This is a genomic window from Marmoricola sp. URHA0025 HA25, from assembly GCF_054059435.1.
Genome location: NZ_JBSSCD010000001.1, coordinates 1307886 through 1321022 on the forward strand (window position 1 = coordinate 1307886; position 13137 = coordinate 1321022).

Sequence of the window (13137 nt, forward strand, 5' to 3'; positions counted from 1 at the left end):
CCTGCCACCCTCGGCCCGGGGATCGTCATGTCCGCACGCGCAGGTGCGTGACACCATGGGGAGATGGAGCCGGCGACCGGGAGTCTGCTGATCGCCGCGCCCACGATGGCCGACCCGAACTTCGCCCGGACGATCGTGCTGCTGCTGGACACCGGTGAGTCGGGCGCCCTCGGGGTGGTGCTCAACCGGCCGACCGAGCTCGACGTCGCCGACGTGCTGGAGCCGTGGGCCGACCTGGTCGCCCGCCCGAGCGTGCTCTTCCAGGGCGGGCCGGTCGAGACCGATGCCGCGCTGGCCGTCGCCACGATCGCCGCCGACGACGACCCGGTGGGCTGGCGGCGCGTGTACGGATCCACCGGCCTCCTCGACCTGGACGCACCGGTCGAGATCCTGTCCAGCGCGCTGTCGGCGGTGCGGATCTTCGCCGGGTACGCCGGCTGGGGGTCGGGCCAGCTGGAGGCAGAGATCGAGGAGGGCGCCTGGTACGTCGTACCGGCGGAGCCCCTGGATCCGTTCCTCGGCAACCCCGACCGGCTCTGGGCGACGGTGCTGCGACGGCAGGGCGGGCAGCTCGCGATGCTGGCCACGATGCCCGCCGAACCGGGCCTGAACTGAGGCCGGGCGCCGACCGCCGACGCGTTAGGATGCCGAGATGTCTTCTCAGCGGACACCGGGTTTCGGGACTGGCGTCCTGGAGGACGAGCGCGTCGAGCAGGACCTCCGCACCACCGATGACGGAGACCACGAGCGGCTCTCGCACTACGTCCCCAAGGACAAGCTCATGGAGGCCATGGTCAACGGCACTCCGGTCATCGCGTTGTGTGGCAAGGTATGGGTCCCCAGCAGGGATCCGGAGAAGTACCCGGTCTGCCCCGAGTGCAAGGAGATCTGGGAGAGCATGCGCAAAGGCGACGACGAGTGAAGCATGATCTTCCGGTGCCCCGGCTCCTGCCGGCGAGCACCCTCCGGAGGTTGTCGGCTGCCCTGACCATCGCCGCGCTCGCCGGTTCCGGCGCTCTCGCTGCGGCTCCGGCACAGGCGACGACGCAGGCGGCCGCAGCCAGGTCCGCCGCGTGCCGCCTGCCGGCCCAACGGGCCACGTCGTGGCGCGAGGGTGCCGACACGACGCAGGTCAGTCGTGCGACCCGGGCCAGGGTCGACCGCGTGGTCGCGTCCGTGACCCACGGGTCGTCGGCCCGCACCAGTGCGCTGCCTGCGCACGTCCGGGTGCCGGTGCTCATCCACGTGATCCACGGCAGCCGCCACGGCGAGCGCCGGATCAACAAGCACCGGGCGCGCCGGATGTTCTACACGCTGAAGGCGGGCTTCGCGGGCGTCCAGAACTCCGCGATGGCGCCCACCGGCGTCAACTTCAAGCTGAAGAAGATCACGATCACCCGCAACGAGAAGTGGTTCCACGCCGCGCCGTTCAGCCGCGCCGACCGGCAGATGAAGAAGCGGCTCCACCGCGGCACCGCGCACACCCTGAACATCTACGTGAACCGGCCGAAGTCCGGTGGCCAGCTGCTGCTGGGCTTCTCCCTCTTCCCCTGGCAGCGACGGGCGCACAAGCCGCTCGACGGCGTGACGATCAGTGAGGTCAGCCTGCCCGGCGGCAAGGCTGCGGGGTACAACCTCGGCGACACCGTGATCCACGAGACCGGCCACTGGATGGGCCTGCTGCACACGTTCGAGGGTGGCTGCAACGACGGCGACGGCGTCGGGGACACTCCTGCGGAGGCGACCCCGAGCTACCAGTGCGTCGAAGGTCGCAACACGTGTCCGGTGGTGCTGGATCCGGTGACGAACACCCTCGTTCCGGTCGATGACGGACCGACCAACGTGGACCCGATCCACAACTTCATGGACTACTCCTACGACTTCTGCATGAACCACTTCACGCCGGGTCAACGGGAGCGGATGATCGCGCTGTTCATGGCGTTCAGGTACGGGCGTTGACCTCGGGCGGTCACGAGCCGCCCCAGATCGAGCTTCCACCGGCCTATCCCGCGCGTGCGGCCTGGGGGACGGCTCCGAGCCTGCGTGCGTGGCAGGCCGACGCGATCGGGCGGTACTTCGAGAAGGATCCACGCGACTACCTCGCGGTCGCGACGCCGGGCGCCGGCAAGACGACGTTCGCTCTGACGATCGCCGCCGAGCTGCTCTCCCGCCGCGTCGTCGACCGGATCACCGTCGTGGCGCCGACGGAGCACCTCAAGACGCAGTGGGCCGACGCCGCCGCGCGGGTCGGCATCCCGCTCGACCCGGCGTACTCCGGTGGCCGGGGGCGCACCAGCAAGGACTTCGTCGGCATCGCGCTCACCTACGCCGGTGTCGCGAGCAACCCGCTGGCGCACCGGGTCCGGACCGAGCGGTTCAACACGCTGGTGATCCTCGACGAGATCCACCACGCGGGCGATGCGCTGTCCTGGGGCGACGCGGTCCGCGAGGCCTTCGAGCCTGCCCGGCGACGCCTCGCGCTGACCGGTACGCCGTTCCGCTCCGACATCAACCCGATCCCGTTCGTCACCTACGCCCCCGACCCGGATGCGGGCCCGGGCGTGCTGCGGTGCGTCCCGGACTTCACCTACGGCTACGGCCACGCCCTGGGCGACCACGTGGTCCGGCCGGTGCTGTTCTGGGCGTACGGCGGTGACCTGCAGTGGCGCACCCGGGCAGGCGACGAGGTGTCCGCGCGGCTAGGTGAGCCGCTCACCAAGGACCTTGCCGCACAGGCGCTGCGCACGGCGCTCGATCCGAGTGGCTCCTGGATCGGTGCGGTGATGGAGGCCGCGGACCGGCGGCTCTCCGAGGTCCGCAAGAACGTCCCCGACGCCGGCGGGCTCGTGATCGCCAGCGACCAGGACTCGGCCCGTGCGTACGCCACCGTCCTCGCCCGGATCGCGGGGGAGAAGCCGACGGTGGTGCTCTCCGACGAGAAGGCGGCCTCGAAGCGGATCGCCCGGTTCTCCGAGGGCGAGGGCCGCTGGATGGTGGCGGTGCGGATGGTCTCCGAGGGTGTCGACGTGCCCAGGCTCGCGGTCGGCGTCTACGCGACCACCACCTCGACGCCGCTCTTCTTCGCCCAGGCGGTGGGCCGGTTCGTCCGGGCTCGCGCGCGCGGCGAGACGGCGTCGATCTTCCTGCCCTCGCACCCGGCGCTGCTGGGGTTCGCCTCCGAGCTCGAGCTCGAGCGCGACCACGTGCTGGGGAGGAAGGTCAGCGACGAGGGCGACATCTTCGCTGCCGAGAACGCGTTGCTGGCTCGCGCCCAGGCCGGCGACGCCGACGGGGCCGACGAGGGGGAGATGCGGTTCGAGGCGCTCGGCTCGCAGGCGACGTTCGCGCACGTGCTCTACGACGGAGCAGAGTTCGGCCACGCCGGCGAGGTGCACGTGGGGTCCGAGGAGGAGATGGACTTCCTCGGCATCCCCGGCCTGCTCGAGCCGGACCAGGTGCGCAGCCTGCTCCAGCACCGGCAGCGGCAGCGGCGTGACCGTGACGCCGAGCAGGGCGACAGGGACGCGGACGAGCTGCGGGACAGCACGGCGACGCACGAGCGCCTGGCCGTCCTGCGCCGGGAGCTCAACGGGCTGGTCGCCGCCTGGCACCACCGGACCGGGCAACCGCACGGGGTGACCCACGCAGCCCTGCGCAAGGACTGCGGCGGTCCGGCGGCCGCGGTCGCCACCGCGCAGCAGCTCCAGGCACGGATCGACAAGCTGCGCGACTGGGCGACGCGGAAGAGCTCCTAGGTCGGAGGGCCCGGGTTTCGACAGGCTCAACCACCGGGAGGTTTCGACCGGCTCAACCACCGACGGACCGGGCCACAGGTGGTCGAGCAGCGAGCGCCAGCGAGCGATCAGACGAGACCTGGTGAGGAGCGACCGGCTCAACCACCGGCGGCCGACACGAGCGGGGTCACCCGGTAGGGCACCTGGGTCGCCAGCGCGATCACGGTGGTCGACCGGGTGATGTGCGGGTCCTTCAGCACCGTGTCAATGACCCGCTGCAGGTCGGCGTTGGAGCGGGCGACCACGCGGACCCACATGTCGCCGGCGCCGGTGATCGTGTGTGCCTCGAGGACCTCCGGGATGGTGGCCAGCGTGTCGGCGACGGTCTCGTGGCCGGCCCCCTGCCGGATCTCGAGGGTGAGGAACGCCGTCACGGGGTACCCGAGCGCGGCCGGGTCGAGGGACGGACCCCAGCGGGAGATGACCCCGCCGCGCTCGAGTCGGTCGAGCCGCGCGGTGACGGTGGCCCGGGCGATGCCCAGCCGCCGTGAGGCCTCGAGGGCTGCGATCCGCGGCTCGTTGGTGAACAGCTCGATCAATCTGACATCCAGATCGTCCATGAGAGCACTCCTCACTGTACAAACTGCGCAACGAGTCGCTGAAGTGTTGCACAAGATGTCAGTGGTGGGCAGGGTGGGCCCATGGTTTCGACAAGCTCAACCACCGGTGTTCACCACCGCGCGCTGACCGCCGAAGAGCTCAAGGCCGACCTGACCCTCGAGCAGCTCCAGCAGCTCGTCGGGCTGGTCGAGTACGACGAGCACAACGACGTCTTCCCGGTGACCGGGTGGGACGCGATCGTCTTCGTCGTCGGCAACGCCACCCAGGCCGCGCACTACTTCCAGTCCGCGTGGGGCATGGAGCTGGTCGCCTACTCCGGTCCCGAGCACGGCAACCGCGACCACAAGGCGTTCGTGCTGAGGTCCGGCTCGATCAGGTTCGTGCTCAAGGGCGCCGTCGACCCCGAGAGCCCCCTTGCCGACCACCACCGGCGCCACGGCGACGGGGTCGTCGACATAGCCCTGGAGGTCCCGGACGTCGACAAGTGCATCGCGCGGGCACGCGAGATCGGGGCGACCGTCCTCGAGGAGCCACACGACCTCGCCGACGAGCACGGCACCGTGCGTGTCGCCGCGATCGCGACGTACGGCGAGACCCGGCACACGCTCGTGCAGCGCGAGATCGCCGGTACGACGTACGCCGGCCCGCACCTGCCGGGGTTCGTCGCGCGGTCCTCGGCGATGACCCGCAAGCCCGGCCAGCCGAAGCGCTTGTTCCAGGCCCTGGACCACGTGGTCGGCAACGTCGAGCTCGGCAAGATGGACCAGTGGGTGGCGTTCTACAACCAGGTGATGGGCTTCACCAACATGGCCGAGTTCATCGGTGACGACATCGCCACCGACTACTCCGCCCTGATGAGCAAGGTCGTCGCGAACGGCAACCACCGGGTGAAGTTCCCGCTCAACGAGCCCGCGATCGCGAAGAAGAGGTCGCAGATCGACGAGTACCTGGAGTTCTACCGCGGCCCCGGCGCGCAGCACCTGGCGCTGGCGACCAACGACATCCTCGCGACCGTGGATGCGCTGCGCGACAACGGCGTCGAGTTCCTCGACACCCCGGACTCCTACTACGAGGACCCTGAGCTGCGTGGCCGCATCGGCCAGGTCCGGGTGCCGATCGAGGAGCTGCAGAAGCGCGGCATCCTGGTCGATCGCGACGAGGACGGCTACCTCCTGCAGATCTTCACCAAGCCGCTCGGGGACCGGCCGACCGTCTTCTTCGAGCTGATCGAGCGGCACGGCTCGCTGGGCTTCGGCAAGGGCAACTTCAAGGCGCTGTTCGAGGCGATCGAGCGCGAGCAGGAGCGGCGCGGGAACCTCTGAACCGGGCGCCCACCTTCGAGACCTGCTCGCGCAGCTCGGCAGGGCTCTCGACCTCGAACTCGGCGTCGATCGCCGCCAGCACGGCCAGCGGCCAGAAGAGGTCGTCGGTCGGCATCTCCATGAGGGTGCCGCGGTCGACCTCGGTCAGCTCGGCCCAGCGGCCGGTCACGGCCGAGACGGTGTCCTTGGAGGCGCGGATCAGCACGCGTACGTCGTACCGGCGCGGGATCTGCTGGAACCCCGAACGGACGAACTCCAGCGCATCGGCCGCGGGCAGCTCGTGGCCCGAGAAGCGACGGCCGGCGAGCGCGGCATCCGAGATCCGGTCGACCCGGAAGCTGCGCCAGTCGTCGCGGTCGCGGTCGAAGGCGACGAGGTACCACCGCTGTCCGAGTGAGACCAGACGGTGCGGCTCCACCCGCCGGTGCGTCGTCTCCGCCTCGCGCGCGGTGTAGTCGAACTCCAGGACCTCGTCGTCGCGACAACCCTGCGCGAGGGTGGTCAGCGTGGTCGCGTCGATCGAGGGGCCGCGCATCGGCGCCGGGATCGTCTCTGCCGCGAGCGCGTCCATCCGCTGGCGCAGCCGGGGCGGCATCAGCGAGAGCACCTTCGTGAGCGACTGGACCGCGGTCTCCTCGAGACCCTGGACGGCGCCGGATGCCGCCGAGCGCAGGCCGACCGCGATCGCGACCGCCTCCTCGTCGGTGAGGAGCAGCGGCGGAAGGGTGCCACCGGCACGCAGCTGGTAGCCGCCGGCGACCCCGCGGACCGCGTCGACCGGGTAGCCGAGGTCGCGGATCCGCTCGATGTCGCGGCGGAGGGTGCGTTCGGAGACCTCGAGCCGCCCGGCCAGCTCCGCGCCCGCCCAGTAGCGATGCGTCTGGAGCAGCGAGAGCAGCTCCAGCATCCGCGATCCGGTGGTCACGGTCTGAAGATTAGTCGCCATTGCGGACATAAACTGACCGGAATCGCTGATGGACTGCCGTCATGACTTCTCAACGGACAACAGGACCCGTGATCGTCACCGAGGCGCTGACTCGGACGTTCACGACGCGCAAGGACACGGTCGAGGCCGTCCGCGGCCTCGACCTGGAGATCGATCGCGGCGAGCTGGTCGCCTTCCTCGGCCCGAACGGCGCGGGCAAGTCGACCACGCTGCGGATGCTGACCACGTTGCTCGCCCCGACCTCGGGCACCGCCCGGGTCGCGGGCTTCGACGTGGTCAGCCAGCAGGCCGACGTCCGCCTCTCGATCGGGTACGTCGGGCAGGGCAACGGGGCCGGTCACCAGCAACGCGGGCGCGACGAGCTGGTCAGCCAGGGACGTGCCTACGGCCTGGGGCGGGCGGAGGCACGGGCCCGCGCCGAGGAGCTGATCAGCGACCTCCAGCTCGAGGGCGCGGTGGACCGCAAGGTGTCCACCCTCTCCGGAGGTCAGCGTCGTCGGCTCGACATCGCCCTTGGCCTGATGCATCAGCCGGAGGTCCTCTTCCTCGACGAGCCCTCGACCGGGCTCGACCCGCAGAACCGCGCGAACCTGCAGTCCCAGGTCCAGCGGCTGCACGCGGAGACCGGGAACACCATCGTGCTGACCACGCACTACCTCGAGGAGGCCGACGCCCTGGCCGAGCGGGTCATCGTGATCGACCACGGCGAGGTCGTCGCGGACGACTCGGCGTACCGGCTGAAGTCGGGGCTCGGCGACCGGGTCGTGCTGGGCTTCGACGACGAGGCCGGTGCGGTCGCAGGCGCGCAGCGAGCCGCGCGCGTCCCGGGCGCCGAGGTCCAGCGGGACGGGACCCAGGTCGTGGCGCGGATCGCGCACGGCAACGAGGCGATGTCACGGATCATCCACGAGCTATACGTGGCGGGGCACGCGCCGGCGAGCGTCGAGGTGGCACGCCCGACCCTCGACGACGTGTTCCTCGAGCTCACCGGGCGGAGCCTCCGCGAGGCGAACGAGTCCAGCCAGATCAGCGACAGTGACGACAAGGAAGAGGTTGCGGCATGAGCACGACGGTTTCGACAGGCTCAACCACCGGGCGGGTTTCGGCCGAGGTTGCCACCAGGCGGCTCTCGACAGGCTCGTCCACCAGGGCCGGCATCGTGGCGGACACGCTGAACGTGATGACCCGCGAGCTCAGGCCGGTGCTGCGCGAGCCGGTGTCCGTGCTGTTTGCGATGGTCCAACCGCTGGTGTTCCTCGGTCTCTTCGCGCCGCTCCTGCCGGAGACCGACGGCGGTGCGCTGCAGTGGTTCGTGCCGGGCATCGTCGCGATGACCTGTCTCTTCGGTGCCTCGTTCACCGGCGCCGCCCTCGGCGACGAGATGACCACCGGCTCCCACGAGCGGCTGCTCGTCTCGCCGCTGAGCCGGACCTCGCTCCTCCTGGGGCGAGCGCTGAAGGAGATCGTCCCGATGCTGCTGCAGGCGGCGATCATCCTTGCCGTGGTGACGCCGTTCAGCTTCGACCTGCACCCGCTGGGCGTCCTGGTCGGCGTCGCCGTCCTCGCCCTCTTCAGCATCGGGGTGGCGTCCCTGTCGTTCGCCCTCGCGCTGGTCTCCGCCGGGAACGAGTGGCTGTTCTGGACGGTCCAGCAGACGGTGATCTTCCCGTTGCTGCTGCTGGCGGGGATCCTGCTGCCGCTCGACGGTGCGCCGCGGTGGCTGGACGTCCTCTCGCACCTGAACCCGCTCAAGTACGTCGTCGGTGCCGAGCGGGAGCTCTTCTCCGGCGTGTGGCACGCAGGCGTGATCGCCCAGGGCTTCGCCGGCGGCGCGGTGGTCGCGGCGTTCGGGCTCTGGGTCGGCATCCGGGCGATGCAGAGGTCCTGAGCAGCTCCGCGCTGATGACGCCGTCGGGAGCGACGGGACACGGGTCCCGCCGCCCCGACGGTGCCGTCAGCGGGTCACGCGCGCAGCGTCCCCAGAGCTCCCAGGATCCGGTTCAGCAGCGTGGTCAGCTGGCCCAGGATGCCCGACAACGTGCTGCCCGGGTCGAGCAGGTGAGCGACCGCGCACAGCAGGTTGCCGAGCAGCTGCCCGGAGCCCGACTGAGCGGTGATGTCGAGGACGACCTGGTTCAGGTGCACCCGCAACCCCAGGATGTTCAGGTCCAGCGGACCGAGCACCAGGTTGAGCACGTTGCAGGTGGGATCGACCGTCGACCGGAAGGCCGCGCGCGCCATCTCGGGCGTGATCGGCGTGCCATCCACCGATGAGACCGGGATCCGGACGTGCCTCTTGGTGAAGTGGCGGTCCGTGCCGGGACGCACGATCTTTCCCTTGAGCACGCCCCTCGCGATCACCCTGTCGCCGGACATCCTGAAGGAGCGCGGGATGAAGACTCCGCGCACCTTCTTGCCCGACGCCGTGTGGCCGAAGACGTAGGACATCACCCGGACGTGGTCCGCCGAGGCGTGCAACCTGTGGTGGTTGATGTGGGTGGCGGACGCGGTGGTCACCGCTGCGCCGAACATCGTCATGCTGAGGGCGAGGACCACGGCGATGAGCCCCATGATCCCGAGCCTGTTCCTTGCACCATTGTGTGGCATCTCGATTTCCTCCCCTCCTGGGGGGATTCCCCAGGTCGTCTGCCCTTACCCCTGCGACCTGGGAGGAAACACCGACCCGCAGGGTCGGAACGGGCAGAGAAGCGCACTGAGTCGAGGGAGCCGATGCGGCGCCCGGCTCAGGCGGAGGTCGGCGCCTCGCACACCCGCTCGGCCAGCGGCGCGCCGTCGCAGCAGTTCGCCTTCATGTGGCAGTGCGGGCAGAGCCAGCGCGTCGAGATCGGGTCGAACGGCTTCCCGCAGTAGTCGCACGGCATGCGTCCGACGCTACGGCCTGGCGCTGTTCGTCACGGAGCGGCACGCCGCGCGAAGGCGAAGGTCAGTACCCACACGTCCGAAGATGTCAGAACGGTGGCCGCCCGGTCCCGGTGATCCGGAAGCGACCCCATGGATCAACGTCGGAGAGCCGGCCCTCGGCGCTCCCGTGCGGGGTGGTCAGCACGACGGTCTCGCCGGATTGCGCCGTCTCGGCGAGCTCCTCGTTGGCGGCGATGCGGCCGTACCAGTGGAACCGGCCGTCCAGCGGCTCGAAGTGGCCGCGCAGGTCGACCTCGACCTGTACTTCCCCGGTGGTTGAGCCTGTCGAAACCTGTGCCGTCCCGGCGTACTCCTCGGCCGGCAGCTCGAGCTCGCCCATCAGGCGTCCTTCCGTCCGGCGCGTCGAGCCGGCCGGGGTGCGACAGCCTCGACCTCCACGAGCCGCAGCTGGCCGGCTCCGTCCAGCCCGACACCGTGGTCGGCGACGAAGCCGCTGAAGGCGTTCCAGATGAACGCCGCGAGGTAGTCCGAGGCGGCTTCGCGGCTCATGATGTCGCGACGCAGCCACCACTCTCCGACGGAGAGCCCCATCCCGACGACGCCGTGCGCCCACGGCTCGGCTCCCGCGGCATCGACTCCGAGGTGGCGCAGGGTGTCACCGATCAGCTTCGCCAGGCTCGTCGCGATCTGCTCCTTGCCGTCGGCCAGCGGGTCGTCGGTGCTGCGGTGCTCGATCAGCAGCAGGAAGACCTGCGGGTGCTCGGCGATCAGCGTGAAGTACGCCGCGCACGCGCCATAGACCCGGTCCCGCATCGGACCCGGCTGCACGAGGGCCGGCAGCAGTGCCCGGGTGACCTCGTCTGCTCCCCAGTGGCCCACCGCGCGGTAGAGGTCCTCCTTGTCGGAGAAGTACCGGTAGAGGACGGGCTTGCTCACGCCCGCGGAGGCGGCGATCTGGGAGATCGAAGCGGCCGGGCCGTGCTCGTCGATGGCGGCGACCGCAGCCGCGACGAGCTCGGTACGACGGGTCTCGCGGTGCTCGCTCCACCGGGTGCTGCGGCCGTCGCCGCCGGGTGCCAGGTCCTTGACTCGCGGTGTCATGGGAGCAAGACTAGCGGAATAACTGTTACTAGAGGTAACACAAAGCCGGAGGTGCTCCGATGACTGCCACCATGCCCGACCGCCACCCCGCAGCGAGTGCGGGGAGCTCCGTGGGTCGCCTGCTCAAGTCTGCCGCGCGCCAGTCCTACGACCCGGACGTGGACCTGGACTGGGACGCGCCCGAGGTCCCGGGCCTGTGGGCCATGCAGCCCGAGCGGATGTCGTTGTACGGGACCCGACTGTGGGACCGGCTCTCCGAGGAGGAGCGGCTCGAGCTGAGCAAGCACGAGGTGGCGTCGGTGGCGAGCGTCGGGCTGTGGTTCGAGATCGTGCTCATGCAGGTGCTGCTCAAGGACGTCTACCGCAGCGACCCGACCGATCCGCGCACGCACTTCCTGCTCACCGAGATCGCTGACGAGTGCCGACACTCGACCATGTTCGGCCGGGCGATCGGGCACCACGGCGTGCCGGCGTACGGCCCGCGCCCGCAGATCAGGCGGCTCGCGAAGCTCTTCCCGCTGATCGCGCGCGGCGCCGGTGCGTACGCGTCGATCCTGATCGGCGAGGAGCCGGTCGACCGCTGGCAGCGCGAGCAGATGAACGACGAGCGGATCCAGCCGCTGATCCGGATGGTCTCGCGGATCCACGTGCTCGAGGAGGCGCGGCACGTGACGTTCGCGCGCGAGGAGCTGGAGAGGTCGGTGGCCAGGATGGGCCGCACCGAGCGGCTCGTCCAGCAGACGGTCACCGCCCAGGCCGCGTTCGTGATGATGCGCTCGCTCGTGCACCCGCAGGTGTACGCCGCCGTCGGCATCGATCCCGCAGAGGGCCGGCGCGCGGCGCTCGGCAACGAGAGCTACCGGGCGACGATCGCCTGGATGGGCGAGAAGGTGATGCCCTACCTCGAGGAGCAGGGCATGGTCGGCGGCGGCTACAACCGCAAGGTCTGGCGCGCCTCGATGCTGCTGCCCTAGCCGGCTGCCGGAGGCTTCGACAGGCTCAACCACCGGGGTGGTCGAGCAGCGAGCGTCAGCGAGCGATCAGACGAGACCCGGTGACTGTGGCGGAGCCGGACCACGGCGGGCGACCCAACTTCGTACGTCAGCGCTTGCCCTTCGAACATGTGTTCGATAGACTGTCGCCATGATCTCGGGCACCGGCGACGCAGCGACCACAGGCGCGCCGCTGCCGGCGGCGCCGAGCTCTGATGACCTGCGGGACTTGCTCGACCGGCTCGCCACGCAGCACGGCGCTGAGCTGACGGAGCCCGAGATCATCGACCACCTCGGGTTGATGGAGCAGCTCAAGTCGGGGTTCGCCGCCGCCCAGGCCCGACTGACCGTGGCCCTGGTCGAGAAGCGTGCAGCAGCCGAGGCCGGCGTCGGCGTTCCAGCCGAGCAACGTGGTCGCGGGCTCGGTGCCGAGATCGCGCTGGCCCGCCGGGAGTCCCCGGTCCGCGGGACCCAGCACCTCGGCCTGGCCAAGGCCCTGGTCCACGAACTGCCGTACACGTTGGCAGCGCTGACCCGCGGCGAGATCAGCGAGTGGCGAGCCATCCTGGTCGCCCGCGAGACCGCAGTGCTGTCCAAGGTGGACCGGATCAAGGTCGATCGCGAGCTCGGCGGGCAACTGGCGGTCGCGGGGGACCGGAGGGTTGCGAACCTGGCCCGGTCGATCGGCTACCGCCTCGACCCCGGCTCGGCCCTGCGCCGGGTCCGCGGCGCGACCGGTGACCGGCGGGTCGGGCTGCGCCCCGCCCCGGACACGATGACCTACCTGACCGGGTTCCTGCCCGTCGCGCAAGGCGTGGCATGCCAGGCCGCACTCACCCAAGAGGCCGACAGGAAGAAGGCAGCCGGTGACCCGAGATCCCGGGGGCAGATCATGGCCGACACGCTCGTCGAACGGATCACCGGTCAATCCCACGCCACCGCACTCTCTGTCGAGATCAACCTGGTGATGACCGACCAGGCCCTCTTTGCCGGCGACCACGCCCCGGCACACCTCGACGGCTACGGGCCCCTTCCCGCCAGCTTGGCCCGCGCGCTGGCTCGGGCGGCCGACAGGGCCTGGATCCGCCGACTCTTCACCAATCCCAGTGGCAGCGAGCTGGTGGCCATCGACTCCCGGCGGCGACTCTTCGACCGCCCTCGGCGCCGGCTCCTGGTCGCTCGCGACCAGACCTGCCGCACCCCCTGGTGCGACGCGCCCATTCGCCACGCCGACCACGTCACCCGGGCAGCCGACGGTGGCGCGACCAGCGTCATCAACGGCCAAGGCCTCTGCGAAGCCTGCAACCACACCAAAGAGACCACCGGCTGGCGCACCACGCGGATCCCGACCACCCGACACACGGTGCAGACGACCACACCGACGGGGCACAGCTACTCCGGTCACGCACCGGACCCGCCCGGCTCGCTCCGACCCCGGGTGTCCAAGGTGGCCGCCTCGATGACGTTCGCCAAGAGTCCTGTCGAGATCCGGATCGAGGGGCTGCTTGCGAAGCGGGTAACCTCGCTCCGCCGCTGAC

The 13137-nt window shown here is 70.4% G+C and carries 15 protein-coding genes; 9 read left to right on the forward strand and 6 right to left on the reverse strand.

Going from position 1 to position 13137, the window contains the following annotated elements; all coding sequences use genetic code 11:
* Positions 1 to 63 precede the first annotated feature (63 nt).
* The 4 genes from ACVW00_RS06370 to ACVW00_RS06385 are packed head-to-tail and all read left to right on the forward strand — an operon-like array spanning position 64 to position 3755.
* Positions 64 to 615: a YqgE/AlgH family protein gene (locus ACVW00_RS06370; protein WP_457110064.1), complete on the forward strand. Its 552-nt coding sequence runs from the start codon at positions 64 to 66 to the stop codon at positions 613 to 615.
* A 37-nt stretch (positions 616 to 652) separates the two neighbouring features.
* Complete coding sequence (locus ACVW00_RS06375) at positions 653 to 922, forward strand: DUF3039 domain-containing protein (protein ID WP_457110065.1); 270 nt, start codon at positions 653 to 655, stop codon at positions 920 to 922.
* A gap of 14 nt (positions 923 to 936) precedes the next feature.
* Complete coding sequence (locus tag ACVW00_RS06380) at positions 937 to 1959, forward strand: zinc metalloprotease (RefSeq protein ID WP_457110066.1); 1023 nt, start codon at positions 937 to 939, stop codon at positions 1957 to 1959.
* Positions 1956 to 3755 (forward strand): DEAD/DEAH box helicase, encoded by a 1800-nt coding sequence (locus ACVW00_RS06385; RefSeq protein WP_457110067.1) that lies wholly within the window; start codon positions 1956 to 1958, stop codon positions 3753 to 3755. Before ACVW00_RS06380 ends, ACVW00_RS06385 begins: the two co-directional genes overlap by 4 nt.
* A gap of 137 nt (positions 3756 to 3892) precedes the next feature.
* Here ACVW00_RS06385 and ACVW00_RS06390 read toward each other — a convergent pair whose 3' ends face one another.
* Positions 3893 to 4354, reverse strand: coding sequence for an Lrp/AsnC family transcriptional regulator (locus ACVW00_RS06390; RefSeq protein WP_457110068.1), 462 nt, complete (start codon positions 4352 to 4354; stop codon positions 3893 to 3895).
* Between the two features lie 81 nt (positions 4355 to 4435).
* Here ACVW00_RS06390 and hppD point away from each other — a divergent pair, with 81 nt between their 5' ends.
* Entirely contained in the window at positions 4436 to 5677 is a 1242-nt protein-coding gene (gene hppD, locus ACVW00_RS06395) for a 4-hydroxyphenylpyruvate dioxygenase (protein ID WP_457110069.1), read from the forward strand.
* On the opposite strand, the gene ACVW00_RS06400 is transcribed toward hppD, so the two are convergent.
* Positions 5622 to 6602, reverse strand: a complete 981-nt coding sequence (locus tag ACVW00_RS06400; RefSeq protein WP_457110070.1) for a helix-turn-helix transcriptional regulator — start codon at positions 6600 to 6602, stop codon at positions 5622 to 5624. The genes hppD and ACVW00_RS06400 overlap by 56 nt on opposite strands.
* Positions 6603 to 6664: 62 nt before the next feature.
* On the opposite strand from ACVW00_RS06400, the gene ACVW00_RS06405 reads away from it, so the two are divergent.
* A complete protein-coding gene (locus tag ACVW00_RS06405; protein ID WP_457110071.1) occupies positions 6665 to 7687 on the forward strand; it encodes an ATP-binding cassette domain-containing protein in 1023 nt (340 codons plus the stop codon).
* On the forward strand, positions 7684 to 8511 hold the full coding sequence (locus ACVW00_RS06410) for an ABC transporter permease (protein WP_457110072.1): 828 nt from the start codon (positions 7684 to 7686) through the stop codon (positions 8509 to 8511). The genes ACVW00_RS06405 and ACVW00_RS06410 overlap by 4 nt, the downstream gene beginning before the upstream one ends.
* Before the next feature lie 74 nt (positions 8512 to 8585).
* Here the strand turns inward: ACVW00_RS06410 and ACVW00_RS06415 are convergent, their stop codons facing one another.
* The 4 genes from ACVW00_RS06415 to ACVW00_RS06430 all read right to left on the reverse strand — a co-directional run bounded on the left by ACVW00_RS06415 (position 8586) and on the right by ACVW00_RS06430 (position 10607).
* Entirely contained in the window at positions 8586 to 9194 is a 609-nt protein-coding gene (locus ACVW00_RS06415) for a hypothetical protein (RefSeq protein WP_457110073.1), read from the reverse strand.
* A 173-nt stretch (positions 9195 to 9367) separates the two neighbouring features.
* The gene (locus tag ACVW00_RS06420; RefSeq protein ID WP_457110074.1) at positions 9368 to 9505 is read right to left on the reverse strand and encodes a hypothetical protein; all 138 of its coding nucleotides are present in this window, start codon (positions 9503 to 9505) and stop codon (positions 9368 to 9370) included.
* An 86-nt stretch (positions 9506 to 9591) separates the two neighbouring features.
* Positions 9592 to 9885: a DUF4873 domain-containing protein gene (locus ACVW00_RS06425; protein WP_457110075.1), complete on the reverse strand. Its 294-nt coding sequence runs from the start codon at positions 9883 to 9885 to the stop codon at positions 9592 to 9594.
* Complete coding sequence (locus ACVW00_RS06430; RefSeq protein WP_457110076.1) at positions 9885 to 10607, reverse strand: TetR/AcrR family transcriptional regulator; 723 nt, start codon at positions 10605 to 10607, stop codon at positions 9885 to 9887. Before ACVW00_RS06430 ends, ACVW00_RS06425 begins: the two co-directional genes overlap by 1 nt.
* 59 nt (positions 10608 to 10666) lie before the next feature.
* Between ACVW00_RS06430 and ACVW00_RS06435 the strand changes: the two genes are divergently transcribed.
* Positions 10667 to 11581: an AurF N-oxygenase family protein gene (locus ACVW00_RS06435; RefSeq protein WP_457110077.1), complete on the forward strand. Its 915-nt coding sequence runs from the start codon at positions 10667 to 10669 to the stop codon at positions 11579 to 11581.
* Between the two features lie 169 nt (positions 11582 to 11750).
* Positions 11751 to 13136 carry an HNH endonuclease gene (locus tag ACVW00_RS06440; RefSeq protein ID WP_457110078.1) on the forward strand — a complete coding sequence of 462 codons (1386 nt, stop codon included), beginning with the start codon at positions 11751 to 11753 and terminating at the stop codon, positions 13134 to 13136.
* Position 13137: the final 1 nt, after the last annotated feature.

Excerpts from the sequence above, each read along its gene's own strand:
- ACVW00_RS06410 (WP_457110072.1), top strand. The coding sequence starts at position 7,684 with ATGAGCACGACGGTTTCGACAGGCTCAACCACCGGGCGGGTTTCGGCC.
- ACVW00_RS06435 (WP_457110077.1), top strand. The coding sequence starts at position 10,667 with ATGACTGCCACCATGCCCGACCGCCACCCCGCAGCGAGTGCGGGGAGC.
- hppD (WP_457110069.1), top strand. The coding sequence starts at position 4,436 with ATGGTTTCGACAAGCTCAACCACCGGTGTTCACCACCGCGCGCTGACC.
- ACVW00_RS06390 (WP_457110068.1), bottom strand. The coding sequence starts at position 4,354 with ATGGACGATCTGGATGTCAGATTGATCGAGCTGTTCACCAACGAGCCG.
- ACVW00_RS06405 (WP_457110071.1), top strand. The coding sequence starts at position 6,665 with ATGACTTCTCAACGGACAACAGGACCCGTGATCGTCACCGAGGCGCTG.
- ACVW00_RS06425 (WP_457110075.1), bottom strand. The coding sequence starts at position 9,885 with ATGGGCGAGCTCGAGCTGCCGGCCGAGGAGTACGCCGGGACGGCACAG.
- ACVW00_RS06370 (WP_457110064.1), top strand. The coding sequence starts at position 64 with ATGGAGCCGGCGACCGGGAGTCTGCTGATCGCCGCGCCCACGATGGCC.
- ACVW00_RS06440 (WP_457110078.1), top strand. The coding sequence starts at position 11,751 with ATGATCTCGGGCACCGGCGACGCAGCGACCACAGGCGCGCCGCTGCCG.
- ACVW00_RS06430 (WP_457110076.1), bottom strand. The coding sequence starts at position 10,607 with ATGACACCGCGAGTCAAGGACCTGGCACCCGGCGGCGACGGCCGCAGC.
- ACVW00_RS06415 (WP_457110073.1), bottom strand. The coding sequence starts at position 9,194 with ATGGGGCTCATCGCCGTGGTCCTCGCCCTCAGCATGACGATGTTCGGC.
- ACVW00_RS06375 (WP_457110065.1), top strand. The coding sequence starts at position 653 with ATGTCTTCTCAGCGGACACCGGGTTTCGGGACTGGCGTCCTGGAGGAC.
- ACVW00_RS06420 (WP_457110074.1), bottom strand. The coding sequence starts at position 9,505 with ATGCCGTGCGACTACTGCGGGAAGCCGTTCGACCCGATCTCGACGCGC.